At 61.9% G+C, this 20,231-nt stretch carries 20 protein-coding genes; 6 read left to right on the top strand and 14 right to left on the bottom strand.

Annotation, left to right across the window (positions count from 1 at the left end; translation table 11 throughout):
• Positions 1-77: 77 nt before the first annotated feature.
• From EK369_RS12220 to EK369_RS12205, 4 genes are all read right to left on the bottom strand, one after another.
• The gene (locus EK369_RS12220; RefSeq protein WP_127114545.1) at positions 78-737 is read right to left on the bottom strand and encodes a DUF938 domain-containing protein; all 660 of its coding nucleotides are present in this window, start codon (positions 735-737) and stop codon (positions 78-80) included.
• Positions 737-1,813, bottom strand: a complete 1,077-nt coding sequence (locus EK369_RS12215) for an NAD(P)/FAD-dependent oxidoreductase (RefSeq protein ID WP_127114544.1) — start codon at positions 1,811-1,813, stop codon at positions 737-739. Before EK369_RS12215 ends, EK369_RS12220 begins: the two co-directional genes overlap by 1 nt.
• Positions 1,810-2,760 carry an aldo/keto reductase gene (locus EK369_RS12210; protein WP_127114543.1) on the bottom strand — a complete coding sequence of 317 codons (951 nt, stop codon included), beginning with the start codon at positions 2,758-2,760 and terminating at the stop codon, positions 1,810-1,812. The genes EK369_RS12215 and EK369_RS12210 overlap by 4 nt, the downstream gene beginning before the upstream one ends.
• Before the next feature lie 74 nt (positions 2,761-2,834).
• Positions 2,835-3,683, bottom strand: a complete 849-nt coding sequence (locus EK369_RS12205; RefSeq protein WP_164726980.1) for a LysR substrate-binding domain-containing protein — start codon at positions 3,681-3,683, stop codon at positions 2,835-2,837.
• A 102-nt stretch (positions 3,684-3,785) separates the two neighbouring features.
• Between EK369_RS12205 and EK369_RS12200 the strand changes: the two genes are divergently transcribed.
• Entirely contained in the window at positions 3,786-4,481 is a 696-nt protein-coding gene (locus EK369_RS12200; protein ID WP_127114541.1) for an SDR family oxidoreductase, read from the top strand.
• A 54-nt stretch (positions 4,482-4,535) separates the two neighbouring features.
• Here the strand turns inward: EK369_RS12200 and EK369_RS12195 are convergent, their stop codons facing one another.
• Both EK369_RS12195 and EK369_RS12190 read right to left on the bottom strand, forming a co-directional pair.
• The gene (locus tag EK369_RS12195) at positions 4,536-5,117 is read right to left on the bottom strand and encodes a VOC family protein (protein WP_127114540.1); all 582 of its coding nucleotides are present in this window, start codon (positions 5,115-5,117) and stop codon (positions 4,536-4,538) included.
• Between the two features lie 108 nt (positions 5,118-5,225).
• Positions 5,226-6,560, bottom strand: coding sequence for a tetratricopeptide repeat protein (locus EK369_RS12190; RefSeq protein ID WP_127114539.1), 1,335 nt, complete (start codon positions 6,558-6,560; stop codon positions 5,226-5,228).
• A 116-nt stretch (positions 6,561-6,676) separates the two neighbouring features.
• On the opposite strand from EK369_RS12190, the gene EK369_RS12185 reads away from it, so the two are divergent.
• The gene (locus EK369_RS12185) at positions 6,677-7,006 is read left to right on the top strand and encodes a hypothetical protein (RefSeq protein ID WP_127114538.1); all 330 of its coding nucleotides are present in this window, start codon (positions 6,677-6,679) and stop codon (positions 7,004-7,006) included.
• Positions 6,999-8,729 carry a sulfatase-like hydrolase/transferase gene (locus tag EK369_RS12180; protein WP_164726979.1) on the top strand — a complete coding sequence of 577 codons (1,731 nt, stop codon included), beginning with the start codon at positions 6,999-7,001 and terminating at the stop codon, positions 8,727-8,729. Before EK369_RS12185 ends, EK369_RS12180 begins: the two co-directional genes overlap by 8 nt.
• Before the next feature lie 75 nt (positions 8,730-8,804).
• Here EK369_RS12180 and EK369_RS21795 read toward each other — a convergent pair whose 3' ends face one another.
• From EK369_RS21795 to EK369_RS12170, 3 genes are all read right to left on the bottom strand, one after another.
• Positions 8,805-8,948 (bottom strand): hypothetical protein, encoded by a 144-nt coding sequence (locus EK369_RS21795; RefSeq protein ID WP_164726978.1) that lies wholly within the window; start codon positions 8,946-8,948, stop codon positions 8,805-8,807.
• Between the two features lie 136 nt (positions 8,949-9,084).
• Positions 9,085-9,579 (bottom strand): hypothetical protein, encoded by a 495-nt coding sequence (locus EK369_RS12175; protein ID WP_127114536.1) that lies wholly within the window; start codon positions 9,577-9,579, stop codon positions 9,085-9,087.
• Positions 9,572-9,925, bottom strand: coding sequence for an ABC transporter substrate-binding protein (locus EK369_RS12170; protein ID WP_235871415.1), 354 nt, complete (start codon positions 9,923-9,925; stop codon positions 9,572-9,574). The genes EK369_RS12175 and EK369_RS12170 overlap by 8 nt, the downstream gene beginning before the upstream one ends.
• On the opposite strand from EK369_RS12170, the gene EK369_RS12165 reads away from it, so the two are divergent.
• Both EK369_RS12165 and EK369_RS12160 read left to right on the top strand, forming a co-directional pair.
• Positions 9,839-10,228, top strand: coding sequence for a YciI family protein (locus EK369_RS12165; protein WP_306461216.1), 390 nt, complete (start codon positions 9,839-9,841; stop codon positions 10,226-10,228). The two genes, EK369_RS12170 and EK369_RS12165, sit on opposite strands and share 87 nt — an antisense overlap.
• Positions 10,229-10,398: 170 nt before the next feature.
• Complete coding sequence (locus EK369_RS12160) at positions 10,399-10,995, top strand: pyridoxamine 5'-phosphate oxidase family protein (RefSeq protein WP_127114534.1); 597 nt, start codon at positions 10,399-10,401, stop codon at positions 10,993-10,995.
• 87 nt (positions 10,996-11,082) lie between these two features.
• On the opposite strand, the gene EK369_RS12155 is transcribed toward EK369_RS12160, so the two are convergent.
• The 5 genes from EK369_RS12155 to EK369_RS12135 form a co-directional block, all read right to left on the bottom strand.
• Positions 11,083-12,162: a BMP family ABC transporter substrate-binding protein gene (locus tag EK369_RS12155; RefSeq protein WP_127114533.1), complete on the bottom strand. Its 1,080-nt coding sequence runs from the start codon at positions 12,160-12,162 to the stop codon at positions 11,083-11,085.
• 45 nt (positions 12,163-12,207) lie between these two features.
• Positions 12,208-13,128 (bottom strand): ABC transporter permease, encoded by a 921-nt coding sequence (locus tag EK369_RS12150; RefSeq protein WP_127114532.1) that lies wholly within the window; start codon positions 13,126-13,128, stop codon positions 12,208-12,210.
• Entirely contained in the window at positions 13,128-14,213 is a 1,086-nt protein-coding gene (locus tag EK369_RS12145) for an ABC transporter permease (RefSeq protein ID WP_127114531.1), read from the bottom strand. Before EK369_RS12145 ends, EK369_RS12150 begins: the two co-directional genes overlap by 1 nt.
• Complete coding sequence (locus EK369_RS12140; protein WP_127114530.1) at positions 14,210-15,745, bottom strand: ABC transporter ATP-binding protein; 1,536 nt, start codon at positions 15,743-15,745, stop codon at positions 14,210-14,212. Before EK369_RS12140 ends, EK369_RS12145 begins: the two co-directional genes overlap by 4 nt.
• 292 nt (positions 15,746-16,037) lie before the next feature.
• A complete protein-coding gene (locus tag EK369_RS12135) occupies positions 16,038-16,460 on the bottom strand; it encodes a hypothetical protein (protein ID WP_127114529.1) in 423 nt (140 codons plus the stop codon).
• Between the two features lie 198 nt (positions 16,461-16,658).
• Between EK369_RS12135 and dnaE the strand changes: the two genes are divergently transcribed.
• The gene (dnaE, locus tag EK369_RS12130; protein WP_127114528.1) at positions 16,659-20,177 is read left to right on the top strand and encodes a DNA polymerase III subunit alpha; all 3,519 of its coding nucleotides are present in this window, start codon (positions 16,659-16,661) and stop codon (positions 20,175-20,177) included.
• The last annotated feature ends 54 nt before the right edge of the window (positions 20,178-20,231 follow it).

Raw genomic sequence — 20,231 nt, 5'->3', positions numbered from 1 at the left:
CCAACGGGTTGCATTGTTTCTTCAGATACAATGCCAACGGGCCGCATCGCTTCAGCGATGTGACCCAGGCGGGAGAGCTACCCGGGCTTCCGCCACAGGATCGACAGGTTGTTGGCTGGCATCTCCACCATATCGAGATAGTCCAGCCAGGCCGCCTGACCCCACTCCAGCACGTCAAAGTCGCTCTTGTACCCGATTTCCGGATCCGCAGCCCGCAGGCTGGCATGAAACGCGCGGTCGCCCTCGCTGACCAGTTCATCATCGCGCATGAAGGGGCCATAGATCATCAACACACCCCCCGGCGCCAGCGCCTCGGCGGCCTCTGTCACCAGCACCCGCGCCTCGTTTTCCGAGATCAGGTGCAAGAGGTTGGCCAGACAAATGAAATCCTGACCACCCTGCGCCGCACCCCAGCCCGGCGCCGTGGCATCCAGCGCCATCGCAGGGGCAACATTTGTCAGACCAGCCTCGGCAACATGCGCGTCAATGCTGCTGCGTCGGCTGGCATCGACCTCGCTTGGCTGCCACTGCAGGCCGGGCAGGGCCGCCGCCAGGGCCACCACATGCTGACCGGTGCCGCTGGCGATCTCCAGCGCGCGGCCCGCCTCTGGCGCCCGATCCGCCGCAAGTGCGACAATCGCCTCGGCATTGCGCGCCGCCGAGGGCGCAAACAGCTTGTCGCCGCCGCTGCCCGTGGCGACCGAGGCCGTCTCTGGCAATTTCTCGCGTTTCGGCATCAGGCAAACCTCCTCGGGTCCAGCGCAGCCAGGGTGATCCCGTCCAGCTCCGAAGGCCGCCCCGCCACCAGATCCGCCACCAGCTGCGACGCGGCAGGGGCGGTCTGAAAACCATAGCCCCCTTGTCCCGCCACCCAGAAAAAGCCCGCATCCTCCACCGCAGGCCCCAACACAAGGTTGCGGTCCGGCGAAAAGGTCCGCAACCCCGCCCAGCTGCTCTCCAGCCGGGTCACCGGCTCGGTCACAACCTCCTCGTAACGGGCAAGCCCCTCGGCCAGCACCATGTCATCAGCCCAGGCGTCATGCGGATCTTGCGGGTCTTCCTCGGCGGGTGAGACCAGCAACTTGCCCGCGTCCGGCTTGGCATACCAATCCTCGCGCACCCCCAAAAGCATCGGCCAGCCCGAAACATCATGTCCCCCCGGCGCGGGAATACGCGCCATCGACCGCCGCAAGGGCGTAAACCCGAGCGGTGTAATCCCGGCCAGTCCGGCAATCACATCCACCCAGGCCCCGGCGGCGTTCACAATCATCCGGGTCTCGTGTTCCACGCCATTGGCGGTCACAACCCAGCCCGTCCCGGTGCGCCGGATCGCGCTGACCTCTTGCCCGGTCAACACAGTGCCCCCCTCGGCGCGGCACATGCGGGCAAAGACCTGGATTTCACGGTCCGTGTCCACGTCATAGGCGCTCTCGTGATAGGCTGCATACCCCAGCCTGTCCTTGTCCAGGATCGGCACCATGGCCAGCGCCGCATCCAGCGCAATCGGGGACATGTTGAGGCTTTGGCACGCACTGTCAAAGGCCTCGGCCTCATCCGTCTTGCCCACCAGCATCAACCCCCGCGGGCTCAGAAAGCCGCCATCGTAATTCGCATGAAAGTCTCCGCTGGCCTCCGACAGGGCCACGGTCGACGCCAGCCCGTAATTCGACTCGTACAGCGCCGCCGAGCGCCCCGAGGCATGGTACCCCAGCGCTGTCTCGCGTTCCAACAACAGGGTCTTGCCCAAGGGGGCCAACCGGGCCGAGGCCGAGGTTCCGGCGATACCTCCGCCAATCACCAGAAAATCTGTCATACTTCTTCAATCCGATCCGTTGCAGGGGGCGGCGTCGGGCTCAGTGCCGCGATCCGCGCATACAAAGTGTCACTCATCTCGAAATTCAAGGCCGCCAGCGACGGGGCCAGTTGCGCGGCATTGCGCGCCGATATGATCGGCGTCGGCCCGGTCGCATGTCGCGCCGCCCAGGCTACCGCCAGCGTTGCGGCATGCACCCCTAGTTCGGCGGCAATCTCGCCCAAACCCATGGCTGCCTCGCGCATCCATCCCGGCCCATACCGGGCCGCATAACGGCTGTCGGTCGCCAGCCGACCGTCGCCGCTGGCAGCCTGATACTCACCGCGGTACTTTCCGGTCAGCAGCCCCCCGCCCAGTGGCGAATAAGGCGCCACAAGGATGTCCTGATCCGCCGCCATCGGCAGCAGCTCCACCTCGGCCTGCCGTTTGACCAGATTGTACATCGGCTGCAGCACGTCGATGGTCAACCCGCGTTCCCGCGCCACCCCTTGCACCTTCATCACCTGCCAGGCAGCAAAGTTCGACAGGCCCACGTAAGAGATCAGCCCCCGCTGTTTCAGCTCTGCGAAACAGTCCATGGTCTCTGCCAGATCGGTGTCCGGGTCGAACCGGTGCAGGTATAAAATGTCCACATGATCCATCCCCAACCGCCGTCGCGACAGATCGAATTGTGCGGTCAGGGTCCTGGCGCTTGCCCCACCGGTATAGCCCGCCTTGGTGGCGATGATCAGCCGGTCCCGTTCCGGCGCGGCCAGGCGCCCCAGCATCTCTTCCGAGGCCCCCTCGGTATAGACATGCGCGCTGTCGAAATGGGTGATCCCGGCCGCGCGACAGGCCGCGAACATGGCGCCGGCATCCTTTTCAGAGGCGGTGCCACCAAACTGCATGGCACCAAAGGCCAGGCGGCTGATCGGGGTGCCATCACGGCTGACGAGGGTTCTGTTCATGGCGCGAAACTGGCACGGATTGCACGCCGGGAAAAGAGGTCATGCGCGCCGTAGGTCGGACAATCTTGTCCGACCTACATATGCCCCAGCAACCAATCCCGCACGGTGTCACGTGCCGGGTGCGGGCGGTCGGGATGCAGCAGATAATAGGCCTCGTGCCGCGCGGGCACCTGCCACAGGACATCCAGCTGTCCGGCGCCCAATGCGTCCTCGACCAGCAACCTCGGTGCAAGGGCAATGCCCTGTCCCGCCACCGCCGCATCAATCGCCAGAGCCGTCTGGTTGAAACTCAGCGCCACGTCCGGCGCGGCATGCCCCGCGGCTTCGAACAATCGCGTCCAATGGCGGTGGCCATCCTCGATCAGCCTGTGCCCGGCGAAATCCGCAATCGCCATCGCGTGGACCCGGAACGACGGCACCGCGCGGGTCACCGCCAGCATTTCCAGCGGCGCAAACTCGGTCACGATCAGACCGTCCCTCTGCCGCATCCGGCCTTGCCGCACCGCAAGATCCACCTTGTCACGCGTGAAATCGGTCAGGCGCTCGCTGGCCCTGAGATCCAGCGTGATCTCAGGGTGTTCCAGTGCCAGATCAGCCAGTCGAGGCACCAGCCATTTTGTTGCCAGCGAGGGCGGAACCGAAAGCACAACCGCTGCCGGAGATGGGCGGAGGTTTTCCGTCGCCCGGTCAATGATCTCCAACGCCTTGCGGATTTCCGCGTGATACAAGGCCCCCGCTTCGGTCAGCGCCAAACCCCGGGGCAGCCGCGTAAAAAGCAACAAACCAAGGTTGTCTTCCAGTTTTCGCACCTGCTGTGCCACCGCACCTTGGGTCACGAACACCTCTTCTGCGGCCAGTCGGAAGTTTCCGTGACGCGCGGCTGCATCAAACATGCGCAGGGCATTCAAAGGTGGTTTTCGCATGACGTGACAATAGTTTTTCTCCTGCCTTACCGCAAGAAGCATGATTGGTCAGGCGCCCCGTTGTCCCCTAATCTGACCGCAACATCGAAAAGGAGATTTGTTATGACCAAAGTTGCATTGATCACCGCCGGCGGCAGCGGTATGGGCGCAGATGCTGCGCGCCGCCTCAAGGCAGACGGTTTTGAAGTTGCCATCCTGTCGTCCTCGGGCAAGGGCAAGGCGCTGGCAGAAGAGCTGGGCGGCGTCGGCGTCACCGGCTCGAACCTCGTCGCAGCGGACCTGCAGGCGCTGGTGGACGCGGCCATGGCAAAATGGGGCCGCATCGACGTGCTGGTCAACTCGGCAGGCCACGGCCCCAAGGGCGACATCATGGAGATCGGCGACGACGACTGGCATCTCGGTATGGAGGTCTACCTGATGAACGTGATCCGCCCGGCACGTCTGGTGGCGCCGATCATGGCGGCGCAGGGGGGCGGCGCAATCATCAACATCTCGACTTTCGCGGCTTTTGAACCCGATCCGCTGTTTCCCACCTCGGGCGTGTTCCGCGCGGGACTTGCCAGCTTTACCAAGTTGTTCGCGGACAAGTTCGCAGGCCGGAACGTGCGCATGAACAACGTCCTGCCGGGCTTTATCGACAGCCTGCCCGAGACCGAAGACCGCAAGGCGCGCATCGCGATGGGGCGTTATGGCCGTGCGGCCGAGGTCTCATCGATGATCTCTTATCTCGCGGGCGAAGGCACCTATGTGACCGGCCAGAACTGGCGCGTGGACGGGGGCCTGACGGCACATGTCTGAGGCCTTTGGCTGATGGCTCGTAGGTCGGACAATCTTGTCCGACCTACCACACCCTCAATAGGGGTTCTTGGCCCCGCGATCGGCGGACAGCGACTCCTGGCGCGCATCGACCAGCGCCTCAATGGCCTCGGTCAGGTGGATTTCCTGAATGTTGTAATCCCCGGCTGCGACCCGTGCGCGGTGGGCCCGGATCATCACATCCGCATGGGTGCAGCCCACCGGTGGTTCGAACTTGTAGCAGGCCAGCTCGATCGTCAGCCCCAGCGGGTCCTTGAAATAGACCGACTCCATAAAGCCGCGATCCTTGATCGGGGTATGCGCAATCCCGCGCGCGTCCAGCCGCTCCAGCGAATGGGTCAGCGACGCCCGCGACACGTTAAAGGCAATGTGGTGCACCGTGCCGGGGTCGCGCGGATTGCCGGTTGGATCAGCTTTGTAGTCTTCATTGGTGAAGATCGTGATCAGCCGCCCGTCGCCGGGGTCGAAATACAGATGCCCCTCGTTCGGATTGTCGAGGTTCGGCTGGTCAAAGATAAAGGGCATGCCCAGCACGCCTTCCCAGAAATCAATCGAGGTCTGCCGACCCGCCCCGTTCAATGTGATGTGATGCACACCCTGTGCCTGAATCTTGCGCATGTCCGTCCTCCTGTTCTGGCTCGTAGACTAGCGTCAAAACTCACTCGCACAAATCTCCGAATTGGCGCGCCTATTGTGCGCAAATGCACGAAAGCCTCCGGATCACCCCTAGACCGGCTCCTGCCAGCCAGCGGTGGTGATCATCTTGAGGATCTCGTTTGCAAAAGCCGGATCAGAATAGAACGCCCCCACAACGCGCCTGGCGCTGAACGCGGGCCAGGCCTGGCGCAACTGGGCCAGCCTGGCCTGCGCTTGCTTGCGCTCTCCCAATCCCTCATGTGACGCCGCGAGTATCACGAGCGACAAGGCGCTGACCGGATCGCCGTTCTCTGTCGCATAGGTGATCGAGCGGATGGCCTCATCGTACTTGCTCAGGTGGAAACTGGCGACCGCGTGAATATTGCGGTGGGCAAAGCGGTAGCTGCCCGTTTCCCTGGGGCGGGTGTGATGGCTGACGTCATAAGCCTCTTCAAAGTGCCCCAGAACCAGCAGCATTAAGCTGCGAAAATCCAGCACGTTTCCATCCCTCGGCGCCAGCCCCTCGGCCAGCTCGGAATGGGTCAGCGCGGTGTCAAACTGCCCGTTGGCATAGCTGGCCCAGGCCAGCGCCGATTGGCTCCAGCCCGAGGTGGGCGCCAGATCGACAGCCCTTTGGGCCATCTGCAGGGCCTCTGCCTGCAAGGCCGCCCGTGTCTCACCCGGTGGGGTCAGAATGGCACTGGTGCCCAGGCTGTGACCCAGCCCGGCATACCCACACACATAGTCGGGATCGCTCTTGATCGCCTGCCGAAAGATATCGCTGGCCAGCGTCTGATTGTCCACGCTGGCAACCGGAAACAACAGGCCCCGGGCATGGGTGCACAGGTTTTCGGCCTGCACCGTGGCCGGAGACTTGGCCGCCAGCGCCTTGAGCTTTGCGGTGTTTGTCTGGGCCAGAGGCGGCTCGGTCACCGGTGCCACAGGCCAAAACGCCAGGACACCCACCGCACCGATCAGGGCAGCTGCCCCCATGCCCGTCCAGAGCCACTTGCGGGCCATTTTTCGCGTGGCGGTGCCGATGTTCTCGGTCACTGGCGTGATGCGGTCCTCGAACCAGGGCGCATAGCCACCACTGTCGATGTGAATTCTGATGCGATCCGCCCGGCCAGCCGTGTCATAATACTCATCCAGCTTGCGCCGCAGCCGCCCCGCATCCACCCGCACAAGATTGCTGCGGGACCCCGCAGCGGTCATGTTCCGCAGATAGACATCCTGGGCGATGGTCTTGCCTAGGATCTGATCCGCCCGCCCCGCAATCGCCTCGTCCACCACATAGCGCAAAAACGCCTTCAGGCGGTCGGCATTCACGAACTGTTCGCTTTCACACACCGCATCCAACGCCGCGCGCAGCTCGGCCCTATGCGAGGTCGGCTCTAATGCGTGGGTCTTGTCGTGGTCTGCCATGGCTTTCGGGTGTCTCCGAATTTCTCAATCTTTTCAACGGGTGAAGCCTGCGGTTTTACCCTGAAGTTACCGTATCACCCTTCTGTAAATCTGCAATCACGTTGCAGGCTTGGGCCATGACGATCCCGGACTCGAAACATGACAGGATAAACAGCGTGCTGACACGTGTCTTTCCAACCGAATGGGACACCCTCAGGCGGTTGCGGGCGCAGTCATCCGAACTGGATGAGATTTGCGCCGACTACGTGCTTCTCACCAAAGAGCGCGATGTCGCTCAGGCCGACAAAGGGCCTGACGCGGACGAGCTGCTCTTGCAGATCGATGACAGCCTGTCCGGCCTGCACCAGGAAATCCTGACCTATCTCGCCCGGCATGCATCCCGTGTGCCGGACCTGTCCGGGACACCCCCCCACGATCAACATTCAACAGGAGCCAAGGATGTCTAAACTTACATCACGAAAGCGAAGGGCGCTCGCCTGTGCTGGCGCGTCGACCCTCTCACTGCTCACCGTCTTAGCGCAGGGCGCAATGGCCGGTGGCGAAAACATTGTCCACGACGCCGAACATTATGTGCTCGAAGCACAGCATGGCGACAAATGGGCCAGGGAAGATGCCAACATCCAGGAAAAGCTTGCCGCGCTCGAAGCCAAGCACGGCACCAGGCCCAACATCATACACATCATGTGGGACGATACCGCTTTGGGGGAAGTGGGCATTCCCGAAATCCAGTCCGTGCGCGGCTTTGAAACACCGCACATGAACCAGATGGCCGAAGATGGCATCAACTTCATGCGCATGTACACCGAGCCAGCCTGTACACCGACCCGCGCCGCATTCCAGACCGGCCGTTACGCTGTGCGGTCGGGCATGCATACGGTGTCGTTCCCTGTCGAGTACTCGGGCATGGACGCCGAGGAAGTGACCATTGCCGAAGTCCTGTCCGACGTTGGCTACAAGACGGCGTTTTTTGGCAAATGGCACCTTGGGGACACCGAGTTCTCCTACGCCCACAACCAAGGGTATGATGAGGCGTTCTTCACGCCCTACAACCAGGTGCCGTCGATGTGGAACCCTGCTGCAGAAGTCGGCAACGTCATCACCGGCCTGTACCCTGACCTCTATGCTGAAGACAAATACGACATGGACAAGTCCTGGCAACCACTGGGGCAGGTCTGGACTCTGGAAGGCACCAAAGGGGGGGAGACCATCGAATGGGGTCCGCCGCCCAATATCGAGAACTACTGGGACATCGAAACCGAGTCACAGCGCCGGACGCTGGCCTTTATTGACAAGAGTGTCGAAGCCGGTGAGCCGTTCTTCGTGGCTTACCAGCCTATCCTGGGTGCGTTCTTTCCTGATCCCCGCGTAACCCAACGGTCCACTGCCAACAAGAACATGCTGCAAGAAGGCCTGATTGCCGTCGACAATTTTGTGGGTGAGCTGTTCGAGCATCTGGAAGAAAAGGGCATTGCCGAAAACACGTTGGTCATGGTGATGGCCGACAATGGCCCGTTCATTCACTACGGCCCTCGTGGCATGGTCGAAACGCTCTATACCGGCGGTAAGGGCGACTTTACCGAAGGTGGTGTGCGTGTGCCCGCGATCGTCAAATGGAAAGGCGTGATCGAACCCGACCAGATCGTAGGTGACATTCTGCACGTCAGCGACCTGTTCACCACTTTCGCCCGTCTGGGCGGCGCGATGGACCGTATTCCGACCGACCGCGTGATTGATGGTGTCGACCAGACCTCGCTATTGCTGAACGGTGATGGCCATTCGCGTCGCGACTATGTCATGATCTACCAGGGTCCGAACCTGGCAGCTGGCGTCAAGGGCCGCTTCAAGCGCGACTGGAAAAACGCGACCCCCGGCCTGTCCAAGAACGAGTTCTACGATCTCTACACTGACCCGCGTGAGCGTACCGGTGAAATGATCCAGATGTTCCACGTCAAGTCGATGTTCAACCGGCAGCGTGCGCGCCACGAAATGTGGATGGAGACGTACCCCAACCGCCCTGACGCAACCCCTGGACCGGCCCTGACAGGTATTTCCAACGAGCGTCCTGAGACACAAAAGCTTTACACATCGCCAGTGGATGCAGAGAAACTGCCCTTTACCCCCGAGCAGCTTACCAACTATCCGCGACCGTTCTCGGAAAGCGATATGTAAGATCGTTTGATCGGCTAAAAAAAGAGAAAAAAGAGGCTGCCGTTGTGCAGCCTCTTCTATGTTTTCAGACAGTGTTCAGCCTTCCGCGCCAAGCCGGGCAAAGTGTGCATCGCGGAAAACACCCTGATCGTGGCCCTTGCCGACACCCCCGGAGGGCACGCCCGTCTTGCCACTGCCTCCGAGGCGCTCAAGCGCGCGTGATCCGCAGCTGGTACTCAAGGATCTGCCGTTTGATCCGCTGGACTACATCAAGCATCTGGACGAACTTCCGTTTGATCCGGCCGCTGACCCCAGCATTGGTCAACAAGCCCCCCGTAGGTCGGACAATCTTGTCCGACCTACAGCCGTCCCGGTCTCAGGCCTCACCCCAGCCAAGTGACTCGTCCAGAAACAACTCTTCCACGTCGACCAGACGTCCGGACAGCCTCTGTTCGTAACAGTACCGCAGCAGGGTCGTCATGGTTTTCCTGTTGTTGTCGGAGAACCCGTAGGAATAGAAATTCTCTCCCATCACCGCGCGCGCTTCTTCCATCTCCTGCGAGAACCAGGGCTGCGAATTGAGCACCCAGCCAAGGCTGCGCTGCCAGCCATAAAGCGATTGTTTGCTGGCAGCATAGGCGTCAAACACCGCGCGCGCCAGACCCGGATTCGCCGCGACCACATCCTTGCGCATGGCCACCGCATGCATGATCGGGAAAATCCCGGTCTTGCGGTAATAGGCCTGCTCCACCGCGCGGCTGTCATCAAACAGGCACACGCACTTCGGGTGGCCCTCGACAAAGGCGCGTGGTTCGGCGGCATGAAACAGCGCATCGACGTGGCCCTCGACCAAGAGGTCGGATTCATCCAACCCCTCGGGGCCTTCGGTGATGTCCAGCCCGTCCGGGATCAGGCTTTCGTATTCCGAGGCGCCGCCGGTGTCCTTGCTCGCCGGTGTCCTTGCTTGAAATAACCCATTTCACATCACGCGGCGACACCCCGTACTCGTCCTGCATGAAGCCGCGAATCCAGGTCAGCGAACTTGACGAAAACCCGGGCGAGGCGATGGTCTTGCCCTTCAGATCCTCAGGCCGTTCAATGCCCCGGTCCGGGCGAATGAAAACACTCTTGTGGCGAAAGACCCGCAACAGGAAAACAGGCAGCAGCACGTGGTTGTTCAACCCGCCGTTGGCATAGGACAGGATATAGGGGATCATCCCGATCTCGGTCACCTCGCGTGTCATCGGACCGCCCAGGGCATTGGTGTTGAGAGTGCCGATCAATCCCGCCGCGACGCCCATGTTGCCTATGCCAGGGCCCACCCCGAGCTGCTGATCGGCGGCGGGCTCAAGCCGGACATCGACGGGGCCTTTTGTGGCGCGCTCTGGGTGGTCGAAGCCCCAGGCCGCGCCGAGGTCGAAGCTCTGATCCTCGACGATCCTTTCTACGTCGCCGCGTATCGCGACTATGACATCTTCACCTGGGGCAAGATCCTCGAAGACCAATCTGTCACCCTCTGATCCCGGCGGCACAGGCTGCTGCGTGGGATCGGGTTTTGGCAACGACACAGATGTGCGGCCACGCTATGCTGCCGGGGACCACACCGACCGGCACCGGCGCCCCCCCGCCCATCCGGCACGAAAACCCATGACGCAAACGCCCCAGTGCAGCTTTCTACAGGAGCCCCAGAATGACCCCCGAAAAACTCAGGCAGATTTACGGCGACGCCTCTCCCCACGCTGCGGCCAAGGTCATCACGACCTTTGATCGCCATTGCCGCAGCTTTATCGACCACGCCACCTTGCTGATCCTGGCCACCTCTGACGGCACCAACCTTGATGTCTCGCCCAAGGGCGACCCGGCAGGCTTCGTGAAAGTCGAGAGCGACACAACCCTGCTTATTCCCGATCGTCCGGGGAACAACCGGATTGACGGCCTGATGAACATCCTGGCCCATCCGCAGGTGGCGCTGCTGTTCCTGATCCCTTCTGTGGACGAAACCCTGCGAGTGAATGGTCGCGCCGAGATTACCGACGATCCACAGGTCTGCGCCCAGTTCCAGATCAAGGGCCGCAGCCCCAAAACCGTGACCCGCATCACCGCCGGGGAAATCTTTACCCACTGCGGCAAGGCCCCGCTGCGCGCGGGCCTGTGGAAGCCCGACAGCTGGCCCTCGGAACGCCCGGTCGCGACGCTTTATGAAATGGTGCGCGATCACTCCGAGATCGAGGTTGCCTCGACCAGCCAGGACTATACCGAGCAGCGTTACCGCGACACGCTCTACTGATCCTGAGGGGGGCATCCGCACCAGACACCGCAAAAAAAAAGGCCCGCCAGATCAGCGGGCCTTTTGTTATGTCAGATTGGGGCAGGCTTACTGCGGCACGTCGCCTTCGATGCCTTCGACATAAAAGCCGAGGCCCGCCAGACCGTCGTCACCATAGTCCTGCGCGGTCTCGCCTTCGGCCAGCCACGGGGTGCCGTCCTGCTTGTTCAGCGGGCCGGTGAACGCGTGGTAAGAGCCATCCGCCAGCGAATCCCGCAGCGCTTCGGCGCTGGCCTTCACGTCTGCCGGAACCGCGTCCGAGATCTCACCGATGCCAACCATGCCAGCGCCGATGCCGTCCCATGTGCTCACGCTTTCCCAGGTGCCATCCATCACGGCCTTGGTGCGCGCGACGTAGTAGGGCGCCCAGTTGTCGATGATCGACGACACGCGCGGGAAGGGGGCGTACTCACCCATGTCCGAGGCCTGACCAAAGGTGATCACGTTGCCGGCGGCCTGAGCGGCGGCCTGCGGCGCGGTCGAGTCGGTGTGCTGCAGGATCACGTCTGCGCCCTGTTCGATCAGCGCCTTGGCGGCGTCGGCCTCTTTGGCCGGATCAAACCATGTATAGGCCCAGATGATCTTGAACTGGACGTCCGGGTTCACCTTCTTGGCGTGGATATAGGCCGAGTTGATGCCTCGGATCACTTCGGGGATCGGGAAGGACGCGATATAGCCGATGACGTTCGACTTGGTCATGTGACCCGCAATGTGGCCCTGAACCGCGCGACCTTCGTAGAAGCGTGCCGAATAGACCGAGACGTTGTCGGCCTGTTTGTAGCCGGTGGCGTGCTCGAACTTCACATTCGGGAACTTCTTGGCGACATTGATGGTCGGATCCATGTAGCCGAACGAGGTGGTAAAGATCAGGTCCGTACCCTGCAGCGCCATCTGGGTGATCACGCGCTCGGCGTCGGCCCCTTCGGGCACGTTCTCGACATAGGTGGTTTCCACCTTGTCGCCAAAGGCCTCAACCACGGCCTTGCGGCCCTGATCGTGCTCATAGGTCCAGCCACCGTCGCCCACGGGGCCGACATAGACAAAGCCTACCTTGGTGGTGTCGGCCATCGCGCCTGTGGCGAGTCCGGCCGCCAGGGCAGCACTGGTCAGCAGTTTGGTCAGTTTCATACGATTACACTCCCTTTCGTGTTCATTATTGGCACTCGGACCGGGTTAGCCCGAGGCGTGGAAGATGCGGCCGAGCGATGCAGGCGCACGGCTTTTGTCAGCAGACATGATGACAAGCACCAGAATGGTTATCAGATACGGCGACATTGCCAAGTATTCGACCGGGATTGCAATGCCCGCGGCCTGCAGATTTAGCTGCAAAACGTTGATACCGCCAAAAAGGTAAGCACCCAGTAAAACCCGCCAGGGTTTCCAGCTGGCAAAGACCACCAGCGCCAGCGCGATCCAGCCGATCCCGGCGGTCATGCCCTCGGTCCATTGCGGCACGCGAATAAGGCTGATGTAGGCTCCGCCAAGCCCCGCACAGGCGCCCCCGAACAGGATCGCCAGCACCCGCACACGGACCACGTTGTATCCCAGCGCGTGCGCGGCATCGTGGTTTTCACCCACCGCGCGCAGAACCAGCCCGACGCGGCTGTACTTCAGCACCGCCCAGACCACCGCACATAGCGCAACACCAATGTAAAGCACCGGATCATGGCTGAACAGGATCGGCCCAATGACCGGAATGTCCGAGATCACCGGAATATCCAGCTTGGCCATGGTCGGCGGCTTGATCCCGACATAGCTCTGCCCCATCAGCGCCGACAGCCCCAGCCCGAACAGCGTCAGCGCCAGACCGGATGCGACCTGATTGGCCAGCGCGAACTGCGTGAGAAAGGCAAAGAGCAGCGACAACAGCGCCCCGCCGATCATCGCCGCCACCAGCCCCACCATGGGCGAGCCGGTCTCAACCGAAATGGCAAAGCCGCTGATCGCACCAACGATCATCATGCCTTCGACGCCCAGGTTCAGCACGCCCGCGCGCTCCACCACCAGTTCACCGATGGCCGCCAGCAACAGCGGAGTCGCCGCCACCATGAGCGAGGCAATCAGAAGGACGGGATTAATAGCACTCAGGTCCATCACGCGGCTCCCTTCACGGCAATTCGGATACGATAGTTGGTCAACAGGTCCAGCGCCAAGAGGAAGAACAACAGCATCCCCTGGAACACCTGGATCGCCGCCGAGGGCAGGCTCAGCATCAGCTGCGCCAGCTCGCCGCCAATATAGGTCAACGCCATCAAGAGCCCGGCCAGCAGGATGCCCACCGGATGCAACCGGCCCAGGAACGCCACGATGATCGCGGTAAAGCCATAGCCGACGTTGAAATCAATGCTGATCTGACCCGCCGGCCCCGAGACCTCGAACAGACCCGCCAGTCCCGCCAGCGCCCCTGCGGTGCCCAGGCAGAACAGGATCAGCCGCGTCGGGTTCACCCCGGCAAAGCGCGCCGCGCGCGGGGCTTCGCCGGTCAGCCGGATGTTGAACCCCAGGATGTGCCGGTTCAGCAGCACATAGGCAAAGATCACCGCGATGAAGGCCGCGACAATGCCCCAATGCATGCCAGTGCCCGCAATCAACTCGCCATTATGCGCCGCCGCATAGTCCTTGAGGTTACGGGATCCCGGAAAGCCGTGCCCCTCGGGGTTTCTCAGCAGCCCCAGCGACATCGACGCCAGCAATTGCTCGGCCACATAGACCAGCATCAGCGAGACGAGGATTTCATTGGTGCCGAATTTCACCTTCAACAGGGCAGGGATCATCGCCCAGGCCCAGCCACCCAGGGCGCCTGCGACCACCATCATCGGAAAGATCAGAAAGCTTTCCGACGGGTAGAATGCCAGCCCCACACCTGCGCCACAGATCGCGCCCATGATGTACTGGCCTTCGGCGCCGATGTTCCAGATGCCTGCGCGGAACCCCAACGACAGGCCAATCGCGATCAGGATCAGTGGACCGGCCTTGACCAGGAGCTGCGGGCGCGAATAGGACGCGAACTGCTCGTGGAACAGCGGGTCCCAAAAGATTGTGCGAATGGCCTCGAACGGGTTCTTTCCCAGGGCCCAGAACAGCAACCCGCCTGCAATCATGGTGATGAACACCGCGATCAGTGGCGTCGCCAGCGCCAGGGCGCGGGACGGCTGTGGCCGTTTCTCCAGCTTGATCATGCGCCGGCTCCTTCATCGATATGCGCCACTTCCATACCGTGCGCGCCGCCCATCATCAGGCCAATCTCGTCAATTGTCAGACCGGCCGCCGGGCGAATGTCCGACATGCGGCCCTCGTTCAGGGCGCCAAAGCGGTCCGAGATTTCCATCAGTTCGTCGAGGTCCTGGCTGATCACGACAATCGCCGCACCCTTGGCCGCAAGATCCAGCAAGGCCTGCCGGATCGCCGCCGCCGCGGCCGCATCCACGCCCCACGTGGGCTGGTTCACCACCAGAACTTCGGGATCCTGAAGCACCTCGCGACCGATCACGAACTTCTGCAGGTTGCCCCCCGACAGCGACCGTGCCGCGCGATCCGATCCCGGCGTGCGCACGTCGAACGCCTTGATGATGTCATCGGCAAACGCGGTCGAGCCGCTCCAGTTCACAAATCCGTTCTGTGTCAGCCCCTTGCGCATCGCCCCGGTCAGCAGGGCGTTTTCCACCAGGCTCATGTCCGGCGCCGCCGCATGGCCCAAACGCTCTTCGGGCGCTGCAAGAATGCCGCGCGCCCTCCTCGCGTTGGGGCCCAGGTGGCCGACGTCCTCGCCCTTGACCTTGACCGCATCCGGCCAGGTCGTGCTCTCGCCCGAGAGTGCCGCCAACAATTCGTCCTGACCGTTGCCAGCAACCCCGCCAAGTCCCAGAATCTCACCGGCATGTACCGTGAAGTGGATGTTTTTCAGCGTTGTGCCAAAGGGGTTCGACGGCTCCAGCGACAGCCCCGACACATCCAGCATCACATCGCCGGTCTTTTCCGTCGTGCGTGTCGGCGTCTGCAGCGTGTCTCCCACCATCAGCTCGGCCATATCCCGCGCCGATGTGTCCGCCGGCACGCATTCGCCGACGTTCTTGCCCAGCCGCAGAATGGTCGCGTGGTCACACAGGGTGCGGATTTCTTCCAGCTTGTGGCTGATATACAGGATCGACGTGCCCTCGGACTTCAGCTTGTTCAGCGTCTGGAACAGGATTTCCACCTCCTGCGGCGTCAGCACGCTGGTCGGCTCGTCCATGATCAGCAGCTTGGGATCCTGCAGCAGGCAACGAATGATCTCGACCCGCTGACGTTCCCCCGCCGACAGATCGCCCACCGTGCGGTTCGGGTCCAGCGGCAGCCCATAGGCCTCGGACACCCGGCGAATACGCCGCGCCAGATCGCGCATCGAGGGCGGGTTCTCCATCCCCAGTGCCACGTTCTCGGCCACGTTCAGCGCGTCGAACAACGAGAAATGCTGGAACACCATCGCCACGCCCGAGGCGCGCGCCGCCTTCGGCTCGGGTGGGGCAAAGGCACCACCACGCCAGGTCATCTCTCCACTGTCGGGCTTCACCAGCCCGTAAATCATCTTGACCAGCGTTGATTTGCCCGCGCCGTTTTCCCCCAAGAGCGCATGAACTTCGCCCTCCTGGATATCAAACGACACGTTGTCATTGGCAACCACGCCGGGATAGGCCTTGGTCAGGCCGCGAATGCTGAGCAATGTCCCAGTCATATGGTGTTCGTTCCCTGTTGCGGCTTCGGGTGCAAAACGCCCCGAATGCCTTTGTCTGAGCGACCTCACCCTAGGAAGAGGGCCGTGGATTCGGCAAGGGGAACTTGGCGGCCCGGCACCTCCTTACGCAACGAATGCGGGAAAAGGCCTTTGCGACAAGCACTTGAAAACATGTGTTTTTCTTGTAGCTTTGCAGTGCTTATTGTTCGGAAAAATTTGAAAGACCCAATTTTATTCGCGGGAAACGGAAAGGCGATGAGGGCCGAAATGACGATTTTTCAGGCCTTGGGCGCTATGGGAAGTACCGCAGACACGAGCTGTCATCAACCCGCGTTTCCATCTGTTCCAGAACCCGGCTCTGGTCAAAACAGCGCGGAAACAGGCCGCGCTGTTTACAGGCCGACCCCCGCGCCAGAACCGGGTGACTCTGGTGGGTTGCCTCCAGCCGGGTGACCAGCGTTTCCGGCTCGGGGTCCTGGGCTTTGAACGCGTCGATGTACGAGTCCAGATGCTGTTTGCCGTCGCGGGAAAAATGCGTGCCCATCACGATCAGCGCATGGGCACAACTGGCCTCACCTTGCGCTGAGACCAATGTGGCGTAGTTCAACCAGTGGTCCGGGTAATCGGGATACTCCAACACCAATTGCCGCGCGAGCCGCCCAACCTCGGGCACGGACATGCCGCCGCGGTCATAATGCAGGCTGAACAGGGTCATCAACGCCTCGCGCCGCACCCGCCGCAGGTCCTCCAGCGTATTCGGATGCCGGGAATCAACTATAGCGTGACACCCGGTGCCCGGCGCATCTGCCGATTGCGGGCACTGCCCCCCGTAGGTCGGACAATCTTGTCCGACCTACACCAGCGCGTCGCAATCCCCCGTGACCTCCGCCCTGCGCTGCGCTAGCTTGCCCCCATGACCACCCAACCCCGATTCATTCATCTGCGTACCCACACCGAGTATTCGCTTCTCGAAGGCGCCCTGCGCGTCAAGAAGCTGCCCGGAATGTGCGCCGACAATGACATGCCCGCCGTCGCCATCACCGACACCAACAACATGTTTGCGGCCCTTGAGTTCTCAGTGACCGCCAGCGGGGCAGGGGTGCAGCCCATCATCGGCTGTCAGGTCGATATCACCATGCCGCATGACGACCCCTCGGGGCGCACCCAGCCCCCGGCACCTGCCCCTGTGGTGCTGCTCAGCCAGCGCGAAGAGGGCTATGAGAACCTGATGAAGCTGTCGTCCTGCCTTTATGTCGATGCGGGCGGGCAGTTGCCACAGGTCTCGATTGACGAACTTGCCGCCCATTCTGACGGCCTCATCTGCCTCACCGGCGGCCCCGACGGCCCCATGGGGCGGCTCTTGCAAAACGGCCAGCACGCCGCCGCGCAGGCGATGATGCAGCGCTTCCATGCCATCTTTGGCGACCGGCTGTATATCGAGCTGCAACGCCACCCCGGCGAGACTGGCCAACCCCAGGCCGAACGTCTCACCGAACGCCCGTTTCTCGAGATGGCCTATGCGATGGACATCCCCATCGTCGCCACCAACGACGTCTATTTCCCCAAGACCGAGATGTTCGAGGCGCATGATGCCCTGATCTGCATCGCCGAGGGCGCCTATGTCGACCAACAGGACGGCCGCCGCCGCCTGACCCCGCAGCATTACTTCAAAACCCAAGCCGAGATGATCACCCTCTTTGCCGACCTCCCCGAGGCGCTGGAAAACACGGTCGAGATCGCCAGACGCTGCGCCTTTATGGCCTATCGCCGCGATCCGATCCTGCCGAAATTCGCCGACGACGAAGTCACCGAACTGCGCCGTCAGGCCGAAGAGGGGCTGGACTATCGCCTGTCGATGATCCCCCACGCCGTCAGCGTCGAGGACTACAAGGCACGGCTTGATTTTGAGCTGGGCATCATCGAGGGCATGGGCTTTCCCGGCTACTTCCTGATCGTGGCCGACTTTATCAAATGGGCCAAGGAAAAGGGCATCCCAGTGGGGCCGGGCCGGGGCTCGGGGGCAGGCAGCCTCGTGGCCTATGCGCTTTTGATCACCGACCTTGACCCCTTGCGCTATTCCCTGCTGTTCGAACGGTTCCTCAACCCCGAACGGGTCTCCATGCCCGACTTCGACATCGACTTTTGCATGGATCGCCGCGAAGAGGTGATCCGCTATGTTCAGGAAAAATACGGCCGCGACAAGGTCGGTCAGATCATCACCTTCGGCGCGCTCCTGTCCAAGGCCGCCGTGCGCGACATTGGCCGCGTGCTGCAAATGCCCTATGGCCAGGTCGACCGCCTTTCAAAACTGATCCCCGTCGAAGGCGTCAAACCGATGTCCATCGTTGATGCGCTGAAAGAAGAACCCCGCCTGCGCGAAGAGGCCCGCAGCGAAGAGGTGGTGGACCGCCTGTTGACCTATGGCCAGCAGGTCGAGGGCCTCCTCAGGAACGCTTCGACCCACGCCGCTGGTGTGGTGATCGGCGACCGTCCGCTTGATGCGCTGGTGCCGCTCTATCAGGATCCGCGCTCGGACATGCCCGCCACCCAGTTCAACATGAAATGGGTCGAACAGGCGGGGCTGGTGAAATTCGACTTCCTCGGCCTGAAAACCCTCACCGTGATCCAGAACGCCATCGAACAGATCCTCGCCTCGGGCCGCGACATCCACATCACCGCCGACGGCACGCAACTCTACGACCCAACCGAAGGTGCGGTGAACGAGATCAACGCCATCCCGCTGGATGACGACCTCACCTACAAACTCTACTCCGCCGCCAAAACCGTCGCCGTGTTCCAGGTGGAATCCACCGGCATGATGGACGCGCTGAAGCGCATGAAACCCACCTGTATCGAGGACATCGTCGCCCTCGTCGCCCTCTATCGCCCCGGCCCGATGGAGAACATCCCGACCTATTGCGAGGTCAAGAACGGCATCAAGGACATCACCTCGGTGCACCCGCTGATCGACCACATCCTCGAGGAAACCCAGGGCATCATCGTCTATCAGGAACAGGTGATGCAGATCGCACAGGTCATGGCGGGCTACAGCCTTGGTGGTGCTGACCTGTTGCGCCGCGCCATGGGTAAAAAGATCGCCGAGGAAATGGCCAAGGAACGCCCGAAATTCGAAAAGGGCGCGATGGAAAACGGGGTCGACAAGAAAAAGGCCTCCGAGGTTTTCGACCTCCTGGAGAAATTCGCCAACTACGGCTTCAACAAATCCCACGCTGCGGCCTATGCGGTGGTCAGCTATCAGACCGCATGGCTGAAAGCCAACCACCCGGTCGAATTCATGGCAGGCGTGATGAACTGCGATATCCACCTCACCGACAAGCTTGCGGTCTATTTCGAAGAGGTCAAAAAACACCTCGCGCTGCCCTATGTGCCCCCTTGCGTGAACCGCTCTGATGCCACCTTCAAAGTGGTCGAGGGCGCGCTGGTCTACGGTCTCGGCGCGCTGAAAAACGTCGGCGTCGAGGCGATGAACCTCGTGACCGAAGGCCGCAAAGTGGATGGCAAGGACAAACCCTTTGCCACGCTCTTTGACATGGCCCGCCGGGTTGACCTGAAACGCGTTGGCAAACGCCCGCTGGAAATGCTCGCCCGCTCCGGTGCCTTTGACGAATTGGACAAGAACCGCCGCCGCGTCTTGGAAAGCCTCGATGCGCTGGTCGGCTATTCCGCTGCCATCCACGAACAGAAAGCCTCCAATCAGGTGTCGCTCTTTGGCGAGGCCGGTGACGACCTGCCCGAACCGCGCCTTTCGCCCGTCGCCGACTGGCTGCCCGCTGAAAAGCTCGACGAAGAGGCCAAGGCCATCGGCTTTTTCCTCTCCGGCCACCCGCTCGAGGATTACATGGCCGCGCTCAAACGCAAAAAGGTGCTGACTCTGGATGAGGTCACCGAACAGGCCCGCATGGGGCCTTGTGTGGTCAAGATCGCAGGCCGCGTCTCGGGCCGTCAGGAACGCAAATCCAACCGCGGCAACCGCTTTGCCTTTGCCCAGCTTTCCGACCCCACCGGTGCCTACGAGGTCACCATCTTTTCCGAAACCCTCGAAAAATGCCGCGACTATCTCGAGACCGGCTCCAAGGTGGTTGTCACGGTCGAGGCGACGATGGAATCCGACCAGCTGAAACTGCTCGCCAAATCCATGGCCCCCATCGATGCCGTGGTCGCCGACGCCGGGTCCTCCGGTCTCAAGATCTACGTCGAAGACATCACCGCCGTGATGCCCGTCGCCAATGTGCTGCAGCAAAGCATCGAGACCGTGAAACTCGGACCCAAAGGCCCCGTCATGTTCTGCCTGATGCACGGCGACCTGCCGGGCGAGGTTGAAATGGATCTTGGCATCGAATGCCCGGTAAACCCCCAGATCAAAGGTGCGATCAAATCGCTCGAAGGGGTGATGGCCATTGAAGAGTTCTAAGGTTTTGTGTGTCCCCCGAACGCCGGGGTAGGGCGGGATTCACCCCGCCGCACG

It is taken from the genome of Shimia sediminis (assembly GCF_003990645.1).
GTDB lineage: Bacteria > Pseudomonadota > Alphaproteobacteria > Rhodobacterales > Rhodobacteraceae > Shimia > Shimia sediminis.
The sequence above is the reverse complement of the archived record's forward strand: the minus strand, read 5'-3'. Positions and strand labels throughout refer to the sequence as shown.